Below are 20,988 nucleotides of genomic sequence, written 5' to 3'. Positions count from 1 at the left end.
ACCACCACCGCAGCGCGCCACCACGGACATCGACGAGGCAGACGAGGCAAGGGAAAGGAAGGCGGGAAGACGATGACGACGGCCGAGGACCCGACCATCAGGCTGGACTCCGCGAGAGCCGGGAGCGGCCCGGCGACCTGGGGGCAGCGGGCGATCTGGGGGGTCGTGTCCCGGCTCGGCGACGACGCCCCCCGGTACAACCTGCCGGTCGAACTCCCCGTCTCCCCGCCACGCCCGATCGCGCGTGTGCTCGCGGACCTCAAGGAGCTGCTCCTGCTCCACGACAGCCTGCACACCCGCTTCCTGCCGCACGGCGAGGACGGTCTGGAGCAGGTCGTGGACGGCAGCGGTGATCTTCCCGTGGAGCTGCGTACGAGCTCGGCGGAGCTGGCCCCGGAGGTGAGCGCCGCCCTGCTGGGGCAGCTGGCCGGGCGCTCCTTCGACCACACCCGGGAGTGGCCCCTGCGGGTCGGCCTGGTGGAGAGCGGCGGCCTGGTCCACCGGTTGGTGCTGGTCGGCGCCCACACCGGGATGGACTACTGGGGTCTGGGCCGGCTGCTCCGCGACCTGGAGGCGGTCCAGGCGGGCGCGACCGCCGCGTCGCTGCGCGAATCCCGCCCCGCCCTCCAGCCCCTGGAGGCCGCCGAGGTCCAGGCGTCCCCGCTGGGCCGCCGCCGCGACGAGGCGGCCCGCCGCTACTGGGTCGACCAGCTGACGGCCGGCCCCCGGCAGATCTTCCGGAACCCCGCCGCCCCGGAACTCGCGGGCGACCCGGCCCGGCGCTTCCCCAACGCGCTGCTGCGCTCGCCCGCGCTGGCGGTGGCCGTCGGGCGGGTGGCCGAGGAGTTCGGGGTGAGCGATGCCGCCGTGCTGCTGGGCGCGGTCTCCCACCAGCTGGCGCTGTCGTCGGGGAGCAGCGAGGTGCTCCTCCAGGTGGTGGTGGGCAACCGGTTCCAGCCGGCCGCCGCCGCCGCGGTCTCCACGGTGGCGCAGGAGGCGCTGTTCCGGCTCACCGACGCGGACCGGGACTTCGAGGACGCGGTGCGGCGGACCCGGTCCGTCGCGTTCAGCGCGTTCCGCCATGCCGCGTACGACAAGTGGGCGCTGGACCGCGAGGTGGCGGGGCTGATCGAGAAGGAGGCGGCCGCCGACCACTCGTACTGGTGGAACGACACCCGTGACCCGGCCGTCACCCCGTTCGACACCGTGGAGCGGCCGGATGTCCCGCTGAGCGAGCTGACCGGCCGGACCGAGCTGCGCTGGCCGACCGAGTTCCTGCCCCGGAAGAACGTCTCGATCGCGGTGGACGCGCTGACCGCCCCGGGCGCCCTGGACCTGGCCATGACCGCCGACCCGGCCGTCATCAGCCGTACGGGGATGGAGCGCTTCCTCCGCGGGGCCGAGCGGCTGATCGTGGACAAGGCGATCGCGCTGGAGGGCCGATGAGCAAGCGGTACGCGGGCATCGCCTGGACGGAGACGGGCTACCGGGTCGAGGTCCTGGACGACGCGGGACGCCGGGTGGCCGAGCCGAGCAGCTGGAGCGGCGGCCGGGTCGCCGAACTGATCGCCTGGCTGCGGGGGTTGGGCGACGGCGAGGCCCCGGCCGTGGTCCTGGACAGCACCAACGGGCTCCTTGACGGCCCGATGACGGCGGCCGGTCTGGAGGTGTACCGCGCGGACCCCTGGCTGCTGCCGCCGCGCCCCCGGTTCGGCTCCGTCACCGCCGTACAGCTCGCGGAGCAGGCCCGGACCGCCCCTGGTGCGCTGGCCCGGGTGACCGCCGAGAGCGGCACGCTGGCCGGCCGCGCCGAGGAGTATTTCGAGGGCGTACGGCGTGGGGAGCCGGGCCGGGCGGCGCTGACGGCGGCCGGGCGCTGCTTCGACCACGGCCGCCGGGACGACCGGCGGGTCGCGCTCACCTTCGACGACGGGCCCGACCCGGTGTTCACCCGCCAGGTGGTGGAGATCCTGGGGCGGTACGGGGCCCGCGCGACGTTCTTCTGTGTCGGCCACCATGTCGTGGCGCTGCCCGACGAGGTACGCCGGATCGCCGCTTCAGGCCACGAGTTGGGCAACCACTCGTGGTCGCACCCGTTCCTGCCCGACCTGTCACCGCAGGAGCTGCGTGACCAACTCGACCGTACGGCAGAGGAGTTGGCCCGGCTGAACGGAACGGGCGAGGCCCCGGCCTGGTTCCGGCCGCCGTACGGGTCCCTCACCCCCGAGGTCCTGGCCGCCCTCGACGGGCATCCGGCCACCGTGACCATGTGGGACGTGGACGCCCGCGACTGGTCGAGGCCGGGGCCCGAACAGATCGCCGCGACCGTCCTGGAGGGTGCCGGGCCGGGCTCGGTGGTGCTGATGCACGAGGGCGCCGGCGACCGGGCCCAGACCGTACAGGTGCTCCCGTCGATCATCGAGGGCCTGCTCGAACGCGGCCTGGAACTGGTCACGGTGGGCGACCTGGCGGCCCCGGGCGGGCCCGGTCCCGCCGACGGCACCTGAACGACCTTCCGACCCAAGACCCCGATCAACGACCGAAGGATATGAACGGCCATGGAAGAGCGCTTGGCAGAGCACGCCACGGCGGAATCGCCACCGCCCCCGCCACCGCCGACGAAGGACGGCCCCGGCGGGTCCGGTGGCGGCCCGTCGGCGGGGGAGCCGGCGATCTGGTCCCGTAACTTCAAGTTCTACTTCGTCGGCCGCAGCGCGGGCCTCCTCAGCTGGGCCATGCTGCCGGTCGCCGTCGCCGCCGGTCTGCTCATCGACGGGTACGGGCTGGAGACCGCGGGCTACTCGATGGCCTTCCTGGTCGCCCCGTTCGCCGGTCTGGTGCTGTTCGGCGGGGTGCTGGCCGACCGGTTCACCGCCCGCCGGATGATGATCCTCGCCGACCTGGCGAACCTGGTCGCCCACGTCCTGCTGGCCCTCCTCTTCATCCACGGCATCGACCATCTCTGGCAGCTGTACGCGCTGTTGGTGGTCGCCGGTACCGCGAACGCGCTCTTCCAGCCGGGCGCCGCCTCGACCGTCCCGCTGGTCTCGCGGGACGTGCAGGGCGCCAACGGCATCCTGCGTACGTCGGAGGCGATCACCGGTCTCGGCGGCCCGGCGCTGGCCGGAACCCTGGTCGGATTCGGGTCCACCGGCTGGGTGATGGTGATCTCCGCCGTCGCCTACGGGACCAGCGCCCTCTGCCTGTTCGTGCTCAAGCTCGGCGTGGTGCCCGCCCCGCCGGCCGGCGAGTCCATGTGGCACAACCTGGCGGTCGGCTGGCGGGAGTTCTGGGCCCGCAGCTGGCTGTGGGGCGTCATCGTGATCTGGATGTTCTACGCGGTGCTCGCCTGGGGCCCCCAACTCTCCCTGGCCGCGGGGGTGATCGTCCCCGAACACGGCGCCCGCGCCTTCGGCCTGGTCAACGCCGCCTTGGGCGCCGGAACCATCATCGGCGGTCTGCTGGCCATCCGCTACAAGCCCGAACGGCCGCTCGCCGCAGGGGCGGTGGCGATGATGGCGTACCCCCTCTACCCGCTGGGCATCGTGCTCGGCTGGCCGGTCTGGATGCTCATCGCCGCCCAGGTCGCGGTCGGGACCGGCATCGGCATCTGGGGCGTCATGTGGTCCACCAGCGTGCAGACCCAGGTGCCGGGCGAGATGCTCAACCGCATCCACGCGTACGAGGTCGCGGGCTCCGTCGGCATGTACCCCATCGGCAGCGCACTGGCCGGCCCGGCGGTCGGCCTGTTCTCCACGAAGACGGTGCTCATGGTGGGTGTCGTGGTCTCCTTCCTCACCGCCTCCGCGCTCCTGATAGCCCGCCCGATCCGCGAACTGCGCCGGGTGCCGGACCGGCTCTGAACACCGTCGGAGCCTGCCCGTTCCGGTGGCGTACGGCTGCCGAGGGCGTGCACTACGCCGTCGGCCGGAGTGAGGAGGTGCTGGGCGCGCTGCCCGTCGCGGTGCGGGACCGGGCGGCGGCATCGCGGTTGCCGCCGTGGCGTGCGGAGGAGTACGCCGCTGCGCGGACCCTGCTGCGCGCCCTGCTGCGGGAGGTCGGCGCGGACCTGGAGGGCGGGCCGGTTGCCGCACACCCGAGCGGCCGGCCCTACCTGCCCGCCCGGCCCGACCTGGGCGTGAGCCTTTCGCACTCCTCCGGCTGGGTCGCCGCGGCGGTCGGCCGGGACCGTGACGTCGGCGTCGACGTACAGACCCCGGTCCGCGCCTCCGACCGGCTGCTGCGCCTGTGCTGTTCGCGTGCGGACGCCGAGGCGCTCGCCGCGATGCCCGAGAACCGGCGCCGAAGCGAGTTCGCCTGGATCTTCACGGTCCAGGAGGCGTGCGTGAAGACGGTGGGTCGCGGGCTCTCCGGCCGCCCCTGGAGCGTCCCGGTGGCTCTCGGCCAACAGGCGGGCGCCTGGGGGAGGGTGAGCTGGCGCGCCCCACGTGAGGGCGAGCCGGTCCCGGTCGGCTGCGCCTGGAACGAGCGCTTGGCGGCGTGCAGTTGAGCCGTCGGACCACCGGCCCCTGCGCCGCCCGCCGGGTGCGGCTTCTGTCCTGAGCCGAGCGCGAATGCTCGCAGGGGTACGGGCGCGTCGGGGGATCGGGCGGCATGAGCGGCAACAGGGAACAGCACGACGGCGAGCGGTACACGGCGATGGAGGGCATACGCCCGCCCCCTCGTGGCCGGCGATCCGGAACGGATCGGGCCCTGCCCGCTCCTCGGCCGACTCGGCGCGGGCGGCACGGGCCGGGTCTATCTGGCCCGTTCGGCGGGCGGCCGGACGGTCGCGGTGAAGGTCGTCCACGAGGAGCACATCTCCAACGGGGAGTTCCGGGCCCGCTTCCGCCGCGAGATCGAGGCGGCCCGCCGCGTCGGCGGCCGCTACACCGCCCCCGTCCTGGACGCGGACCCGGACGCCGACCACCCGTGGGTGGCCACCGGCTATGCGCCCGGACCCTCGTTGGAACAGGCCGTACGGGAACACGGCCCGCTCCCCGCCGAGTCCGTACACGCCCTGGCCGAAGGCCTGTTGCGGGCGCTGCGCGGCATCCACGCCGCCGGAATCGTGCACCGCGACCTGAAGCCCTCCAACGTCCTGCTCACCGTCGACGGCCCCCGCGTCATCGACTTCGGCATCGCCCGCGCACTCCAGGTCTCCGTCGAGTCGCTGCTCACCAGCACCGGCATGGTCATCGGCTCGCCCGGTTTCATGGCGCCCGAGCAGATCCTCGGCGAGGAGACCGGTACGGGGGCGGACGTCTTCGCGCTCGGCTGCGTACTGGTGTACGCGGCCACGGGGCAGCTGCCGTTCGGGAACGGGGCGAGCAACCAGCACGCCGTGATGTACCGGATCGTCGAGTCCGCACCGGACCTCACCCGGGTGGGCGACGCCCGGCTACGCGAACTGATGGGCCGCTGCCTAACCAAGAAGGCTGCTGAACGTCCGGGCGTGGAAGCGCTGTTGGCGGATGCCGGTACGTCGGAGAGCCCGGGCGCCACGCTGCGCGCCGGGGCGTGGCTGCCACCGCAGCTCCTGGCCCGCCTGGCGCGACAGGCGGCGGTGCTGCTGGACGCGGATGTGCCGAGGGGGGAGACCGAGGCTGCGGTGGCGGCGGGATCTGTTGCCGTAGGGGGGTTGAGCCGGGAGCCGTGAGGGTGCCTGAGGCTGAGCCGGAAGCCGTACCCGTAGCTGAGGTTGAGCCGGAGCTCGTACCCGTAGCTGAGGTTGGGCCGGAACCTGTGCCCGTACCGTCGGCTGTTCCTGAGGCTGCCCCGGAATCCGCACCCGCAGCGGGTCCCGCCCCGGAAGCGGCACCGATCCCCAAACCCAAGCCCACGCCCGCCCCCGTCGTCTCCGCGAGCGAGTCGGACGGCCAGGCCCCACCCCGCCGTCGCCGTACCTGGGTCGTGGCGGCCGCGGCGCTCGCCGTGCTGGCCACCGGCTCCACCGTCGCCTTCCTCCAGCACAGCCCCGGCGGCGGCACGGACCCCCGGGAGACCGACGCGGCCGCGCCTTCCGCCCCGCCCTTCGCAGACCCCACCGGCGGCGATAGGCCCGGGAACGAGGAGCAGGCGAAGGACAGGGAGCAGGGAAAGGAGAAGGGCAAGGGCGACGACACGGGCGCCACCGAGGCCTCCGGCGGCGCGGCCTCAGCTGGCTCGGAGGGCGCGGGCGGCACGGGCTTCTCCCAGCCCGACGGAGGCGGCGGCACCCAGCCAGGCTCAGGCTCGTCCGGCAACGGCGGCTCAGGCTCAGGCTCAGGCTCCGGTTCGGGATCCGGGGCGGGCGGCTCCGGAACCGCGCCCAAGCCTCCCGCCACGGACCCCGGCCCCCCCCCCGGTCCAGGACAACCTCGTACCGCAGCGCTTCGTCGGGACCTGGACCATCGCCTCGCAGTACGACGTGCTCCAGCCCCACACCGTGGTCATCCGCCGGGTCTCCCCGGGACAGATCGCGGTGACCCTCGTCGCCGACGTACAGGGCACGGGGCACTGCGAGTACGCGGCGAAGCTGACCTCCGTGGCGAACGGCGGGCAGCGCATCAACGTCGGTGCCGCCACCGTGGACAAGGCGCGCTCCACCGGGATGTGCCGCGACGGGGGCCCGTCCTTCTACACCGTCGCCGGCTCCGGCATCCTGCACGACGTAGGCCCGGCCCACGGCAGCGGCTACCACTACAACCGGGCCTGAAAGAGCAGCCGCGCCGTCGGGCACCGGGCTCAGAGGGCGCGGACGACCTGGATGACCTGCCGAAGGGGGGCGCCGGGGAATTCATCCCGTACGGCCTTGATCGCGGCCATCTCGCTCTGCGTCTCGCGTACGGACCTGATCCGGTCGCCGTCCGCCGCCACTGCTTTGCGGAATTCTTCCTGCGTACGGAACTGCTTCGTGAAGTCGTCACGGGTCTTTCGGTTCCGTCGTCCGGTGACGACGGCCACGACGGCGAAGGCGCCCACGGCGACTCCGGCAGCCACTGCTAGCAGCATGATTACCTGCTCCTTGGCCACGACCAGGGCTTCCGGGCGGGACCACTGACAGGTCAAGCCCCTGGACAGCAGAAAACCCCAGGTCACGGGTTATGTGACCTGGGGTTTTTCTGAGCCGCCTTCGGGATTCGAACCCGAGACCTACGCATTACGAGACCATGAGCGATCGTGTTGCGTGGTGCCTCGTCGTGCTGCCCGGTGATGTTCTGCCTGATCAGAGCACATCCAACATGTTGACCGGTGCCACCCCGTGATGCAGCGTCCAAAGGCGTCCGGCCACCGAATGGCCACCGAGACCGGTCGCACCGGGCTCGACGTGACCTGGAAGCTCCTTTGTCGAACTCCTACAGCACCCTATCCGAGGAGTTGGCAGTGGCCAATGAGCGGTTGACCGCGCGGCTGTCGGAGGTGGAGCGGCGTCTTGGCCTCAACTCGGCCAACTCCTCGATGCCGCCCTCGTCGGAAAATTTCGGGCGGCCGGAGAAGAAGGCGGCACCCAGGAGCAGACGCAAGAGGGGCCGTCAGCCCGGGGCTGGCGACTAGGGGGTGTCTTGCCGATCAGGCCGGATCAGGGAGCGGGGTCTGGTGCCGTGCATCGCAAGGCGGAGGAGGGAGTCGACGCGGAGCGTCGGCGAGTGACGACAACGCCGCGAGGTGCGGCACCAGACCCCGCGAGCCCGGCGTGATCGGCAAGACACCCCCTAGCACCGAGTGAGGTTCCCCCGATGAGAGGGGCGCCCCCGTCCGCTGCGTGCATGATGTCCGGAACTGGACCGTTCAGAGTCCCTGGAGCTGCTCGATGATCTGCATGGGGCTCTTCTCCAAGGTGAACCAGTCTGCGACGACGATCCGACCCGCGTCTTGCGTGTACTCAAGCGCGGCATCCAGCGCGGGCTGGAGGTCGGTGCTCACCGCGTCCATTTCGCACATGTGGAGCGGATGCTTCGCCACCACGGCGTGGCGCAGGCCCCCGCCCGAAGCGAAGGCCAGTCCGGGCAGGCCCCCGTTGAGGAGGGTGCCCTTCAACATCTTCTGGAGGCCGGTCAGGGACCGGCGGGCGCGGTCGGCGGAGGTGCTGGCGAGACCGCCTGACAGGACAGTCAGCAGGTCACCGGCGAGCCGCCAGTCGAGTAGGGAGTGGTAGGCCATGTTCGAGTAGTCGCGCAGGCAGCGGGGGCACGAGGAAGTGCAGATTCCCGCATGCTCGGTCTGCCTCAGCGCGTCCAGGTAGGTATGGACGGCCTGCATGAACTCGGCGATCACCTGCGGGCTGCCGAGGTGCGTGCTGAAGCCCGCACCGTTCTCCAGGGCATCGGCCAGGAAGGCGTAGGCGACAGGGCCGTCTGGGTGCGGTCCGGCGTGGATTCCGGCCAGCAGTTCCTGTCGGCCGACATCGAGGAACTGGGCGGCAGCGCTGCGCAGGAGGAACGCGAGCGAGTACCAGGCGGCCCGCCTGCCCTGGCTGATGTCGCCGCCGTAGGCGGGGGCAGTAGGGGTGAGGTTGAGCCGGTAGCTGTGAGCCTCGTCGACAGCGGAGACCGGGCCTAGGAAGAAGAAGTCCGTGGGCAGGACGGCGCCCAGGGCCACCTGCTGCTGGTCGCCGGTGTTCATTCCTGTGGCGAGGTACCCGCCCCAGGGGCCCGCTGCGCGGCGCAATGAGAACAGGTCGCCGTTATTGTCGTTGATGATGTACCGCTCGCCCGGTCCGGAGTAGACGTGTGCTTCCTCCCAGGAGGCGAAGCGGAGGGTCAAGAGGTTCGCGGCTGCCCGGGACGAGACCGTGTTCGGAGTCCAGGCGAAGACCCCGTCGAAGTCGCGCGGAGCACTGGCCCGGAACCCGGCGGGTTCCCGCAGGTCAACGACGTCGTAGTCGTCGGCCTCGCAGGTCGGGCAGGTGCCCTCGCTGCTGGACGGCGTCTTCTCGACGTGGTTGCAGACGCGGCACAGGCCCACGACCCGGGGGTGTTCCAGTGGTTCCGCGACGGGCCTCACGCCCCTGGGCAGGGGCTCGAAATCGGTGATGCCGGTGACGGTGTAAACCTTGCCGTCCTTGACCACCTCGCTGCCCGGTGCGAACTGTGAGACGGACATGGCAATGTCACGGTCGATGGTGTTGCCGGGCGGCCACGGAAACCTCTTCTGCGGGACGTCCAGGTAGAGCTGCCGGACGCGGGTCGGGAAGCCGAACATGGGCAGCACGCCCGCATGCGCCAGCCGCTCGCTGAGCTCCTCGGCGCCTGCGGGCATAGCGGCCACCTCGGTGATGCGGCGCAGCAGCCTTTCCCGCCACTGGCTTCCGAGGAGGTCGGCGGACTGGAGCGGGGTGAAGGCGGTGAGGGCCTGTGCCGTCGCGGCCAGAACGCTGCTCTGCTGGTCGAGCCAGTCCCGTACGTCAGGCAGGGCGGCAGCCCAGTCCCTGGCCTTGCCGAACTCGCCGTGCACGCTGCCCGAGCCGCCATGGGTGTCGAGGCTGCGGAACGCGAGGCGCAGAACCTCGGCGGCCATGGCGCGTTCCAGGATCTCCGGACGCTCGAGGGTGAGATAGGGCGGGGGCGTGGGGTCGTTGGTGATGGACGACGGGTTCGCGAAATAGTGCTCGTCGTGGCTGCGTCCCCGGCAGACCGTGAGGGCGGCCGCCACGGGAGAGGAGCGGCGGCCCGCGCGTCCGACCCGCTGCTGGTAGTTGAAGCGGCTCGGCGGCATGTTGGCCATCAGGACTGCGGAGAGCGGCCCGATGTCTACGCCGGCTTCCATCGTGGTGGTGACCGACAGAAGGTCGATCCCGTGCACGAGCGGAACCTCAGGCGGGTCGTTGAGGAAGACCTGCTGAAAGCGGGCCTGGCGTGACTGGGCATCGAGGCGATCGGTCTGCCCCGTCAGCTCGGCGCAGTTCAGGCGGAAGGCGGCGCGGCCGCTGGCGGCCTTCCAGGCGTAGTAGTCGCTCGCCTCGGGGTTTGCGTCGGGCGCCGAATGGATGAGGAGCTGGCTGCGGCACCGCGTGCAGGTTCCGGCGCTCGGCGTGAGGTGACGGCGTCCGCAGTGGGTGCACGTCCAGGAGTGGCCAGGAGAGGGCTGTACAGCCGTCTTCCTCGGGTCGATGAGGTAGTCGCGTACGGTGCCGCTGCCCCAGGCGGCTTCCGCCGCAGCCTGTACGTCGTCGGGATGCATGCCCTGACGTTCGGCGACGCCTGCCCAGAATTCCTTGAGCCGTGGCGGGGGCTTGTCCCTGCCTTCGCGGAGACTGGTGAAGCGGCGAAGTTCGGCGAGGATCCGAAGGCTCGCTCGGCCGAGGCCGTCGCGGTCCGGTGTGGCTGGCGCAGGGGTGACCGAGCCCAGGCCGAGCGACTCGATGTCGCGGCCAGCGCCGGAGAACAAGGCTTCGAGGGTGTTCTCCAGGAGGCCGTCTTCAGAGCTGAGGGCGGCCTGCGCCGCGTCCGAGGTGTTCGCCTGGAGTACGGGAGGCTGCTGCTCCCAGTCGAAGAGCTCGTGCCAGGGCTGGTTCTGGACACGCTGCACACTCGGTTTTGGGCCGGCGGGGTTGACTCCTAGGGAGAGCAGGCGCGTGTTGACGTGCACCTTGGCCAGGGAGTCGAGCGTCGGAGGGGAGGAGAGCCGTTCTCCCGCTGCGGCTGCGGCGTGTTCGTCGCCGTCCATCAGTGCCAGACGCAGGGCACTCAGATCGTTCTTGTTCCGCGTGCGGAGGCGCTCGATGGCGTCGGCAATGTCTGGCGACTGTGCTCCTCCCGCATCACGGACGGCGGCGACGTCCTCGGCGATGGCGGCGGACTTTCCGAGTTCGTCCAGGGCGAGGAGACGGACGAGGTCCTGGTAGTGGCGCAGCTCCATGCCCGCAGAGAGCTTCGCGGCGTCCTGCCGACTGTCGGTGAAGACGATCAGCTTGCGTTCGGCGGGGTCGGTGAACTGCTCAGCCAGCTCGTCCGACAGCACCTGGTTGATCTTCTCAAAACCGGTCCTCATCGTCCGTACGGGCGAGGTCAGCCGTACGGGGTCCGTGATGGGCCTGCGCGTGCGGTCCTTGGCGTAGCGGCGCTCCCAGTCGGCTCCGCAGCAGGGGCTGCGGGTGGGGAAAGGCGGGAGGGAGGAGAGGGCGAGCCTGGACTGGCCGGACTTCTTGTCTGCAGGAGTGCTTACGTGGAAGGTCCAGCCGGTGAAACCGGCTTCCCGGTTGCGCAGGTGTCCGCTGGCCGGATCGTAGACGCTGCGCCGGAAGGCGAAGGTGACACTGCCCTTGTCCGCGCTCCACTCGGCGTCGTCGTCAGCGCGCTGGGGCTTCGTGGACGGCCAATAGACGACGTAGTTGGCCGCCGTGCGCTCCTTGCCCGTCTGGTCGGGAACCCGGGAGAGGTCGGGGCTGTCGGGGAGCAGGACAGAATTGAAGAGATTGCCTCCGGTGGCGTTCTGAGGGGCATAGCCGCCGAACATCGCCTCACCGCAGGACTGGCAGTAGAGCAGCTCCAGGACACGGGCGCCGCAGTCGCAGGACGCGCGCGGGACGGAGTAGATCCTGCCGACGAGTCGTTCGGAGTGCATGAGCAGGGTGGGAACCTCAGGGCACTGGCGGTCAGTGCAGGCCCACATTCCCGCGACGTTGCGGAAGAAGAGGTGGATACGGATCCGGGGCAGACTACTGGCTCCGGCAGCCGCCGCAGCGCGGATGGCGGTCGCCGTGCCGTGCAGGGCCAGGTCGGCTTCCTCCTTGCTGTTGGCAGGGAAGAGCTTCCTGGCTAGGGAGGCGGCGGCCATCGACGGAACGGAGGGCGCGCTCGATCCGGCGCCAAGCGCGCTGGCCAGCGCGTCCGCCGCGCGGGTCGTGGCGAGCAGCTGGGCGGCCTCAACTGGATCGGGTTTCGTACGGGAGTACTCCGCCAGCTGGGCGGCCGCCGCAGAGATGTTCTCGGGGCCCTGGGCGCGGGGCGCGGCCTCTCCGGGGATGAAGTGGAAGGAGCCTTCGTCCGCGGCGAAGAACTCCTGGAGGAAGAGGCGGTCCGTATCGCGGGTCTCGTCCAGCGAGGCGGATGCGGCGAGGATGCGGAGCTTCTCGGGGCGTCGGCTCAGGCCGAGCCGGTGCACGAGATTGCGGATCAGGTACGCGGTCTCGGTGCCCTGCGTCCCGCGGTACATGTGGAGCTCGTCCAACACCAGGGTGAACCGGGCGTCGTCGTACGAGTCCAGCCACTGTTCGGTGCTGCGGAAGAAGTCCTCGTCGCGGCTGCGCTGGAGCATCACGTTGAGCATGGAGTAGTTCGTGATCAAGATGTCGGGGGACGCGTGGTACATGTCCCACCGGCTGCGCATCTCCGCTCCGTCCAGGCGGGGGGCGAAGTAGCGAACGTCCTCCTTGCCACTCTCCTCGGCGGCCTTGCGGGCTCGCTCGCTGCGGGCGGCGGTGGTCTTTAGGTAGGTGCGTAGCTCGTCGACGGCGAAGCGCTGGTCCGGGCCTCCGGTGACGGGGGTGCTGCCGGTGAAGCGCCCGAAGTAGAAGCGGTGGCCCTGCCGGTGCTCTTCAAGCCACTCGCGGACCAGGTCGCTGTCCAGGGCGCGCCTGAGCCTGACGAGCTGGTCGTCGACGAGTGCGTTCATCGGGTAGAGGATCATCGCCCGGACCGCAGGGGCGTGCCCGGTCTCGCCCTCCCGCTGCGGGCGGTAGTCCGTAGAAGCCCGCTCCCACCACCGGTTGAGTACGGCGGGGGCCCCCTTCCAATCCACTGACTCGCGCAGCAGATCGGCCAAAATAGGCAGAAGGAACGCTTCGGTCTTCCCGGATCCGGTGCCCGCAGTGATCACCGCGTTCCGCCCGGCGGCCATCGTGCTCGCCAGAGCCCGTTCCTGGTGGGTGTAGAGCTGCATGCCCTCCTCGAAGAGCCCGCGCTCTGCGAATCCCGCCAGTTCGGCGGGGGCACCGGCGGCCTTGGCCGACTCGGCGATGTTGTGCCCCGTGAGGGCGTACTCGGGCCGGAGCTCGACGAACGGGTCGGCGAAGACACCGCCGGGCTGATCGAGCAGGGCCCGGCGCTCGGCCTGGAGGGCGTCGTCGCGGAGCCGGAAGGCTGTGTCGTAGTAGCGCAGGTAGGCGTCGACCAGGGCTTTGTGGGTGGCGAAGGCGTCCAGGCCGGACAGGGGCATGCTCATGCGGACTCCAGGCGGCGGTGCAGAGTGTGGGCGATGCGCTCGGCGATGAAGAAGGGGACTCCGTCGTAGTGCTCCGTGTTCGCCGTAAGCAGGCTCGCGAGCCCTGTGCATAGGACGGCTGTGCGTTCCTGAGCCAAGGGCAGGGAAGTCTTGCGATCGGCGGTCAGGCGTCCCAGAGCATTGCGTCCTGCCTGCCCCCGAACGGGATGATCAGCCTTCCACCGCAGGGGGAGTACTGACGGACGGAGGGCGTGGTGGATGCCGACCCTGCGGTCGACGCTATGCCAGGTCCGCTCCGGGGGAGGGACGCGGGTATGGAGGCCCGGCGCCGCCTGGCGGGGAGGCTCGCGCAGGAGCGCGTAGCGGTCCATCCGGCCGAACTGCTTGTACTTGTACAGGCCGGGTACGGGCCTGCGGCCGAGGAGACCCACGGGGCGGAACCGGCCGGTGAGGGGATCGAGCAGTTCGGCCACGTTGTCGGGTGCCGGTGGGGCCATCTCCGTCCCCGGGGCGAACGCGCTGAGGGACCGGGAAGCAGACTCAGCCGCGCAAGGGACGACCGTAGCGCTGACACCTGCGGCGAACTCGTGGAGGCGGGACGGCTCCGTGTACTGCAGCCACAGGGCCGCTGGCAGCGGTATACCGGACCGCTCATGCTGTTGCGGCATGGCCACCGCCCCGTGCTTCCTGTAGAAGTCCGGGTCGGCGGGCCGGGCGCCGGTGAGCACGGCGGTCTGGGTGTTCCCGGGCAGGTCGGTGACCTCGCAGGGGTTCGTGCGCCACTGGTCGCCGCGCCAGTTGACGGTGACGATGCCGAGCGCCTCGATGCGGCTGAGCCACTGGGTGACGGGTTTCCTCTCGTGGCCGCTGGCCCATGACGCGTCACGGATGAGCGTGCGAAGGGATCCGGTGCCTTGCTCCGCCATCCAGGAAATGAAGAAGTCCGGCTCAAACACGCGTGAATCCCCCTCGCGGGAACTGACTCAGGGCGGCTTCCCTGTAGTGCTTCCACAAGGTGGCGTGGGGGGACCCTGTCAGGCCGAACAGAGCGATCTTGCTCCAGAAGTCCTTGGCGGCCCGGCTCAGGGTTCCGAAGTCCGGATCCTGTGACCGCAGCAACGTGACGGCAGGTGTTCCGGTCTCGGAAATGACCACCAGCCACACGGCCTCGGGAGGGACGGGTACGCGTGCTGTCCCGCCGCCACCGAGGACCGGGGCGCGATCCTTCCACCACGCGGGCTCCTGCGGACGCCGGATAGTGAGGAAGTGTCCCCGCGCCGTAAGGAAGCGCGCGTCTCCGTCCAGCGGGACCGTAACGCTGCCGGAGGGCGTACCGGAAGCAGAGCCAACCGGATGGCCTGCCTGTGGCTCCGCCCCCTGCTCCAGGTAGAAGTCAGCCTCCGCGCCGCCGGCGGTGAGCACGTGTCGGCCTGGAGCCAAGTCTTTACCGCGCAACACCACCAGGCCGTCGGCGGGGACGAGCAGGGGCTGGCCGTCCAGAGTGACCAGTCCGGGCTCGCGGAACTCCTGGGGGACCATCACATCGGGCTCCCCGCCCAGCAGGAACAACGAACGGTGGTTCCATTCCTTCTGCACGCGCAGTCCGTTGCGCAGGCTCAGTCGGTGGCCCGGGACATGGCGGATGTTCTGAATACCGGATCGTGACAGAGCGGCTGTCAGCACCGACTCGTCGGTGAACTGCAGCTCGGGAGTGATGTGCCAGCCCTGAAGCGGGGCGGCTCCAGGCTGGTACCACCGATGGCCCGTATCAGTCAGGAGCCTCTGAAGCCGACTCTGGCCGGATTTGGTGAACAGGAATGTGTAGGGCTCGAAGACGGTTAGTACGTCCGTATCCGTCCAGCCTCCGGCGACCGGGTCTTCGCGCAGGGCCAGGACATCGCGGCCACGTTCGATCCGTACGGCCGTCTTCGCCCCTCGTGCGGTGAACCCGTGCTGGAGAGCCTGTGCCACAACAGGTATCGCCCCTGAGAGCGCATACGCCTGATCCGAGGCACCCGAAGCGAGTTCCAGCGTTCCGCCGGGGTGCTGGAGGGAGTCGCGGGCCACACCGCCCACGGCCTCCGCGTGCCAGCGCACCTCCCACCCCATGAAGTCCTCTTCGAGCACCACTCGCAGGGACACAGGGAGCAGGCCACCGTCGATACAGCCGTGCGCGGCCGTCCCGTCCCAGCCCTCCAGCAGCGTGGCCAGCAAAGGCTCCAGGAGACGGCTCTCGGTCTGGGAATCAAGCGCCTGGCGAAGCCTCTGGGACAGGCCCTTTGGGTTGATGACGCTCCACCCCTTGAGCTTCTCCAGCAGCCACGCACCGTCCGTCGGCTGCCCGGGGGACACATGGGATGCCTGGAAGAACCGGATCAGGGCCGTGTGATCGGAGGCCCTGACCAGCGCCTGGGACTGGGCGTAGCCAATCTTCCGGGGCGTGGGGTTCTCTTTGATCGTGCTGAGACCACGCCCCCCGGCCTGCTCCCGGAGCCATTCGTCCAGGTAGCCCCACTGGTCAACGACGGCGCTGTAGTAGTTCTCAAGTGGCTTCCGGTGCCGATCTCCGCCCCAGGGGGGCTGGAGCACTTCAGCGAGGCGCGCGTAGTACGCGGGAGCCCCGGCTCCCCGTTCGTTCCGCCGCATGTTTGCAGCTGCCAGGACTGCCGCCGCGAGGAGCGGCAGGCAGGGGGGTGGATCCTCGCGCTTCCCAAGCCTCCAGGTTTGGCAGCGGTCGACGACTGGCGTGTACGGGTTCCCGTGCCAGGCGAGTGCGGAGCTCACTGCGGTGCCGAGCTCTTCGACCTCATCTTCCCCTCGGAGAGTGAGTAGCTCCGCTTTGTCGATGAAGAAAAGGACCGGAGTACCCCTCCGGTGCTCGCCGAAGAACACACTGGCCAGGCGGGCCTGCCACCATTCGAATGCAGCCCAGTAACTCAGAGGGTGATTGCCGGACCGCGCACTCATCGGCCTGCTCCGTGACGGGGGCTGGCCCCAGCGGCTGAACCTGCCGCCCGGCTTCGCGCAGGCAGCACAACAACCTTGCGCACGTGCATGAACAGCCCCCCACCTCACGAAATCATGCTGATGAGCAGACAGCACGCCACATATTTATCATCTCGCAGCTGTCGGTTCATAGTTACCGGGTTTCTGGGTGGGAGGTGACGCCAGGCTGCTTTGTGATTGTTCAAAAGGCCTGCGGATGTCACCGCACCGATGGATGATAGAAGGATTTCCTTAGCTCTGGCTTTCCGGCTCGGCAGTCAGCAAGAAGTCACGCCATCCTTGAGAGGTGCATCCAGTCAACGGCCCGTCACAGCAGCCTGACGTCGACCGACAGGGTCGCCAGGCCCGCAGGGCCGTACAGGTGGAGCACGATGCCCGAGGGCTCTTCGCCCATGGCGATGCCGTGGACCGGGGCGCCGGTCAGGACGGTGTGGACGAGGTGGCCCGTCCTCGGGTCCCAGATCCGGACACCGCTGGCGCCTCCTGAGACGAGCAGCGTGCGGTCGTCGGGTGCGGGCAGGCCGGTCAGGGCGAAGGTGTCCTGGGACTCCCAGGCGGTGATCCGGGTCCGGGTGGCCACGTCCCAGACACCGATGTGTGTCCCGTTCGACATCACCAGGAGCGGGTCGCCATCGCCCTGCAGGATGTACAAGACGCTGCCGTGCCCCCCTCTGTGATCCCAGCGCGGCAGCGCACCGGTACGGCGTCCCGATGCCACTTCGATGAGTACGACCTCCTGGCCGACGCCCGCCACGACGACAACATCGCCGGAGGACGAGGGAGGCAGGGCTCCCAGCAGCTGGACGGGGGATTCGCCGATTTCGGCGCTGAGCGGGACCGTACTCGCGGTGGACTGCTCGGCCTCGGGGTCCAGGACCACTGATGTGAGGTCTCTGATGTGGCCCGTGGCACCCATGGAAACGGACATCGGCAGGCCTGCGGCCGTCCAGGCGACACATGAGGACAGGATGGACCGGGACAGATCCTTCCGACTCGTCATCACCATCTGTCCCGAGATGAGATCCCAAATGGACAGGTCGCCGTTCGGGTCGCTGACTGCCACTCGTGTCCCAGCGGGGACGAGCGGCAGGACCTGACTGACGAGCCCGGTCCCGATGCGCTTCAGGAGGGTTCCCGTCGTGGCGCTGTGGACGTCGAGCCCGCTTCGGGTGGCGAGGACGAGGACATCCCCACCCGTAGCTTCAACGGTGGCGGACAGAAGCGACCTGCATACAGACCACGTGGGGGCACGCCGCCGGTACTGCTCCAACGAGGGTCCCCGGTACACCGACTCCGTCAACCCGTCCTCGTAGAGCGGCCCGTCGAAGCCAGGATCCCAGATCCTGATGCCCTGCGGACCAGCCGACACCACTCGCGGACCGGCGGGATCTTCAAGGACCGCGAGGGCGTCCACGGACCTGATGTCAGCATCGAACGAACGGGCTGAATCCGTGCCGACGCCCTGCAGCACGAGGCGGCCGCGTGCGACGTAGGCGAATGCCGTCCCTTCGGGTCCCGCCACCGCCGTGCTGCCGCCTTCCCGGGTACGCGCCACCAGCTGAGCGGTGAAGGGGTTCCACACTTGCAGGGGTACCAGGGGATTGGGGGACTCGGCGATCAGCAGGTCGTCGTCAGCGTTGTCCGGCCGGGCGACACCCACCACGCCCGACACCTGACCGCCTCCGAAGGAAGGCCCCACTGTCATGCCCGACACCGGGTCCCACAGACGGATTCCGTCCTCGCAGCAGACGGCGACCAGGGCCTCGCCGCTCCTCCGGCGGACCACCGCCGTCAGCCGGAGGAAGGGTGCCCGTCCGCGGTCGTACTCCCGGGTGATGTCGTGCGGGAACCCGGGAGCCTCGAACAGCTTGTTCGCACGCGGCCTCCACACGAAGGCACCGCGGCTGGTCAGGACGCACAGCCTCCACAACGCGGGACCATCTGCCAGGACATGCACGTCATGGGCGCGGGGAAGCGGCGTCTGCGCGATGGGCTGCCCGGAGACCGGGTCGTAGATCCACACATCATGCTGCCCCAGCGTGACCAGGAAGGTGCGCCCGCCGGTCGCCAGGATGGTGCGTAGGCGGTGCACCGGCCCCGTGTCCAGGTCCGCGACATGTTGGCCCGTCCTGGCATCCCAGATCCGGACACCACCGGCCTCTGCCGCGACGGCGACCAGCTGGCGCCCGTCCAGCGTCGGCACCACACATAGGGCGTTCGTCTGCCCCGGCGCGGGCGCCAGTACGTTCACGCGCGCTGCCCACCGCCCCCAAGTCGGCCTCACGGGCAGGCCGCCCAGCGTGCTGGCCCACATTTCGTCCGTCCCGCCGGGTCCCCGTACGCCGCAGTGGAAGGCGATGCTGCCCAAACGCGAGGCGTTGTCGGTGCTGGCATCGGCGTACGGCTCGATCAGGGCCGCCGCCGTCAGGTTCCGCCGCTCAGGATCCCCGGCGGGAAGGGGCAGCGCGAGGCGGGCACGCAGGGTCCCGGAGGTCTCCTGGGCGAGGAGATCTAACGGCACCTCACGGTCGGTCAGGAGGCCACCGGCTGCGGCGTGGTGCAGGAAGTGCCTGCGGACGTACGGATGCGCCAGGTGCGGCCGGGCGCGCTCCACCAGCCCTGCGAGGGCGCGAGTGATGGCGACCTGCGCCGCCGTGTGCGTGCAAGGCCCGTCCACAGTCGCCGCTGGGGCCGGACGCCAGTCGTGGCCGGTCAGCAGTAGGTCGGTCAGCCGCTGGTGCACGGGGCGGTAGACGATACGGGCATCCTCTTCGGCGGTGGCGAGGTAGCCGGTGAGACGGCCGGACCGGAGCGTGCGGATCGCGTGGTCGGCCGCGTCAAGGTCAGCGTAGCCCGGACCGTACGCTGCGGAGGCCAGCGCGGCCGTGACGGCAGGCCAGACCTCCGCCCACGGCAGTCCGGCCCCCGGTGCGAAAGCCGTCGCGCGCAACGCGGTGACCAGCAAGCCAGCGCTGACTCCCGTAGCGGTGGCTACCGCCTGAACATCCTCGCGCAGGAGGCCGATAGTGCCGTCGGCGAGGCGCCTCAGCCAGCCCGCCTCGTCGAGGTTCTGGCGGACCGCAGCCGTCCTCAGCTGGTCGGCGGCGATCCGGGCGTCGAGGAAGGAAGGCGCGACCGCTTCCGCGATGTGGCGTGCTGCCGCCTCGGCGGCCTCCGGCGCCCCGCGATATGGGCTGGACTGCGGGGCGCACAGCAGGGTGGCGGTGTAGACGGCGATGTCAGCGGAGCAGTCGGGGCCGTCAGTACGCAGGATCTGTACGGCCGCGTCCTCCGTGCGCAGTGCGTCGGCCAGCTTTCGGAGCAGATGGTCTGCCCATTCGTCGTGCAGGGCCGTCCCGGACGAGTACAAGGTGGTGGGGGAGCTGCGGACGCCGATCACGAGGCGGACGGCCCGTTCGGTGCCATCGGCGGTGGTCAGCCGGGACAGCGGGACGATGAGGTCGCCTACGCAGGCGAGCGGGTCCTCGGCCTCGTCCAGTGCGTCGATGACGACATTGACGGGGCTGGCGGCGCCGGAGGAAGACCGCTCGGCCAGCAGACGTAGCAGGGTCTGCAAGGGGAGTTCGCGGCCGTCGGGAGCGCCGCCGAGCGCGGAGAGCAGTTCTTCGACCACCACTCGCGCGGTTTTGTTCCGGGCCAGGACGGCGACGTCGACGGCGCCGGGGCACGGTCGCAATCTATCCGGGATGCCCGCCATCACGGCCGTGTACTTCGGGTCGGCCTCGAAGCCCGCGTCGGCCAGGGTCACCAGTCGCGCCAGGAGAGCCGACTTTCCCGAGCCTGCGGCTCCGGTCACCACGAGAACACCAGCGCCCTCGCGGACGAAGTCGACCACGCGCGCCATCGGCTCGGCCCGCCCGCTGAAGTACCATCCGGGATCGTCAGCCCCGGCCCGTCCCGAGGCCCGCTCCAGCCAGAAATCCTCCAGCGAGCCGGAACCCAGCATGAGCTGACGCAGCGCCGGACTCGTCGTACTCTCCAACGGCTTGTAGCGCGGGTTGGGCAGGCAGGCGCTCCGGGCGCGGCCCGGCGAGTGAGGCACGATCCACTCGGCGCTGACCAACTCCTTCTCCACGCCCTCTTCGTTCAGGCCCACCTGGTGCAGGAGCTGCTCCCACTCCGCGAACGACAGGTGGGAGCTGGTGTAGCCGGAGGCCTCGTCCCGCATCCGCTCGCAGGCCAGGGCGACGCGCCGGGTGAAGGAGCCCACCAGAGGCTTCTCGAAGTGGTCGCCGGCGGTGATGACGGCGGTTCCCTTGTGTCTGTGGCGCTCATCGGACAGGTCCTGGAACAGGCTGCCGAGCTCGGCGCGGAGGGTACCGGAGTGGCACGAGTCGACGAGCACCATGACGTGCTCGGACCGGCTGTCCAGGACCGCGCTAATGAGCTCACTCGTGGGGAACGCGGTCGCCAGCAGCCGTTCTTTTTCCGTCTTCGGAAGCATCAGGTAGTGGCGCTGCGCGAGGCGGCGCATCCCGTGGCCGGTGATGTAGACGACTACGGCTTCCTTGTAGCTGGCCGCTGCCAGGTTCTGGCCGTGTAGGAAGGCGCGCAGATCGTCCACGGACCGCAGCGAGTGTTCCGCCCGCACCACCTCGAAGCGCCGGTCGTCCCCGAGTTCAGGATCCGCCAGCCACCCGGTAATCCGTTCCACCTGGGCGGCGATGCCCTCTTTGAAGCCTTCTTGCCCGTCCTCGTAGCCATCGACCGCGATGACAACCAGCCGCCTGCGGACGATGCCGTCCAGTTCTTCCGCGCTCAATCCGTTCCCCCCGCTCGGCGACGTCAGCCTAACCCGGTCTGTACGGACCGTCGCGG

At 70.1% G+C, this 20,988-nt stretch carries 12 protein-coding genes; 7 read left to right on the top strand and 5 right to left on the bottom strand.

Going from position 1 to position 20,988, the window contains the following annotated elements; all coding sequences use genetic code 11:
* Window positions 1–72: 72 nt before the first annotated feature.
* The 6 genes from GTY67_RS15005 (at window position 73) to GTY67_RS35495 (ending at window position 6,697) form a co-directional block, all read left to right on the top strand.
* The gene (locus GTY67_RS15005; protein ID WP_161279030.1) at window positions 73–1,446 is read left to right on the top strand and encodes a condensation domain-containing protein; all 1,374 of its coding nucleotides are present in this window, start codon (window positions 73–75) and stop codon (window positions 1,444–1,446) included.
* Entirely contained in the window at window positions 1,443–2,507 is a 1,065-nt protein-coding gene (locus GTY67_RS15000; protein ID WP_161279029.1) for a polysaccharide deacetylase family protein, read from the top strand. The genes GTY67_RS15005 and GTY67_RS15000 overlap by 4 nt, the downstream gene beginning before the upstream one ends.
* A gap of 51 nt (window positions 2,508–2,558) precedes the next feature.
* Window positions 2,559–3,863, top strand: a complete 1,305-nt coding sequence (locus GTY67_RS14995) for an MFS transporter (protein WP_161279028.1) — start codon at window positions 2,559–2,561, stop codon at window positions 3,861–3,863.
* 47 nt (window positions 3,864–3,910) lie between these two features.
* Window positions 3,911–4,510 carry a 4'-phosphopantetheinyl transferase superfamily protein gene (locus tag GTY67_RS14990; RefSeq protein WP_161279027.1) on the top strand — a complete coding sequence of 200 codons (600 nt, stop codon included), beginning with the start codon at window positions 3,911–3,913 and terminating at the stop codon, window positions 4,508–4,510.
* Between the two features lie 174 nt (window positions 4,511–4,684).
* A complete protein-coding gene (locus GTY67_RS35500; protein WP_343238685.1) occupies window positions 4,685–5,659 on the top strand; it encodes a serine/threonine-protein kinase in 975 nt (324 codons plus the stop codon).
* Window positions 5,660–6,409: 750 nt separating this feature from the next.
* Complete coding sequence (locus GTY67_RS35495; protein WP_343238684.1) at window positions 6,410–6,697, top strand: hypothetical protein; 288 nt, start codon at window positions 6,410–6,412, stop codon at window positions 6,695–6,697.
* Window positions 6,698–6,726: 29 nt separating this feature from the next.
* On the opposite strand, the gene GTY67_RS14980 is transcribed toward GTY67_RS35495, so the two are convergent.
* Window positions 6,727–6,993: a hypothetical protein gene (locus GTY67_RS14980; protein ID WP_141712254.1), complete on the bottom strand. Its 267-nt coding sequence runs from the start codon at window positions 6,991–6,993 to the stop codon at window positions 6,727–6,729.
* Window positions 6,994–7,233: 240 nt separating this feature from the next.
* On the opposite strand from GTY67_RS14980, the gene GTY67_RS34970 reads away from it, so the two are divergent.
* Entirely contained in the window at window positions 7,234–7,536 is a 303-nt protein-coding gene (locus GTY67_RS34970; RefSeq protein ID WP_343238683.1) for a DUF6444 domain-containing protein, read from the top strand.
* Between the two features lie 234 nt (window positions 7,537–7,770).
* On the opposite strand, the gene GTY67_RS34965 is transcribed toward GTY67_RS34970, so the two are convergent.
* The 4 genes from GTY67_RS34965 to GTY67_RS14960 all read right to left on the bottom strand — a co-directional run bounded on the left by GTY67_RS34965 (window position 7,771) and on the right by GTY67_RS14960 (window position 20,932).
* Entirely contained in the window at window positions 7,771–13,143 is a 5,373-nt protein-coding gene (locus tag GTY67_RS34965; protein WP_161279026.1) for a DEAD/DEAH box helicase, read from the bottom strand.
* Window positions 13,140–14,069, bottom strand: coding sequence for a hypothetical protein (locus tag GTY67_RS14970; protein ID WP_161279025.1), 930 nt, complete (start codon window positions 14,067–14,069; stop codon window positions 13,140–13,142). The genes GTY67_RS34965 and GTY67_RS14970 overlap by 4 nt, the downstream gene beginning before the upstream one ends.
* A gap of 22 nt (window positions 14,070–14,091) precedes the next feature.
* A complete protein-coding gene (locus GTY67_RS14965) occupies window positions 14,092–16,035 on the bottom strand; it encodes a hypothetical protein (protein ID WP_161279024.1) in 1,944 nt (647 codons plus the stop codon).
* 421 nt (window positions 16,036–16,456) lie between these two features.
* Window positions 16,457–20,932 (bottom strand): WD40 repeat domain-containing protein, encoded by a 4,476-nt coding sequence (locus tag GTY67_RS14960; RefSeq protein WP_161279023.1) that lies wholly within the window; start codon window positions 20,930–20,932, stop codon window positions 16,457–16,459.
* Window positions 20,933–20,988 lie beyond the last annotated feature (56 nt).

The organism is Streptomyces sp. SID8374 (genome assembly GCF_009865135.1).
In the GTDB taxonomy this organism is placed as follows: domain Bacteria; phylum Actinomycetota; class Actinomycetes; order Streptomycetales; family Streptomycetaceae; genus Streptomyces.
Note: the sequence above shows the minus strand (reverse complement) of the source record. Positions and strands in the feature narration are given on the sequence as shown.

Excerpts from the sequence above, each read along its gene's own strand:
- GTY67_RS14995 (WP_161279028.1), top strand. The coding sequence starts at position 2,559 with ATGGAAGAGCGCTTGGCAGAGCACGCCACGGCGGAATCGCCACCGCCC.
- GTY67_RS34965 (WP_161279026.1), bottom strand. The coding sequence starts at position 13,143 with ATGAGCATGCCCCTGTCCGGCCTGGACGCCTTCGCCACCCACAAAGCC.
- GTY67_RS14980 (WP_141712254.1), bottom strand. The coding sequence starts at position 6,993 with ATGCTGCTAGCAGTGGCTGCCGGAGTCGCCGTGGGCGCCTTCGCCGTC.
- GTY67_RS15005 (WP_161279030.1), top strand. The coding sequence starts at position 73 with ATGACGACGGCCGAGGACCCGACCATCAGGCTGGACTCCGCGAGAGCC.
- GTY67_RS15000 (WP_161279029.1), top strand. The coding sequence starts at position 1,443 with ATGAGCAAGCGGTACGCGGGCATCGCCTGGACGGAGACGGGCTACCGG.
- GTY67_RS14970 (WP_161279025.1), bottom strand. The coding sequence starts at position 14,069 with ATGGCGGAGCAAGGCACCGGATCCCTTCGCACGCTCATCCGTGACGCG.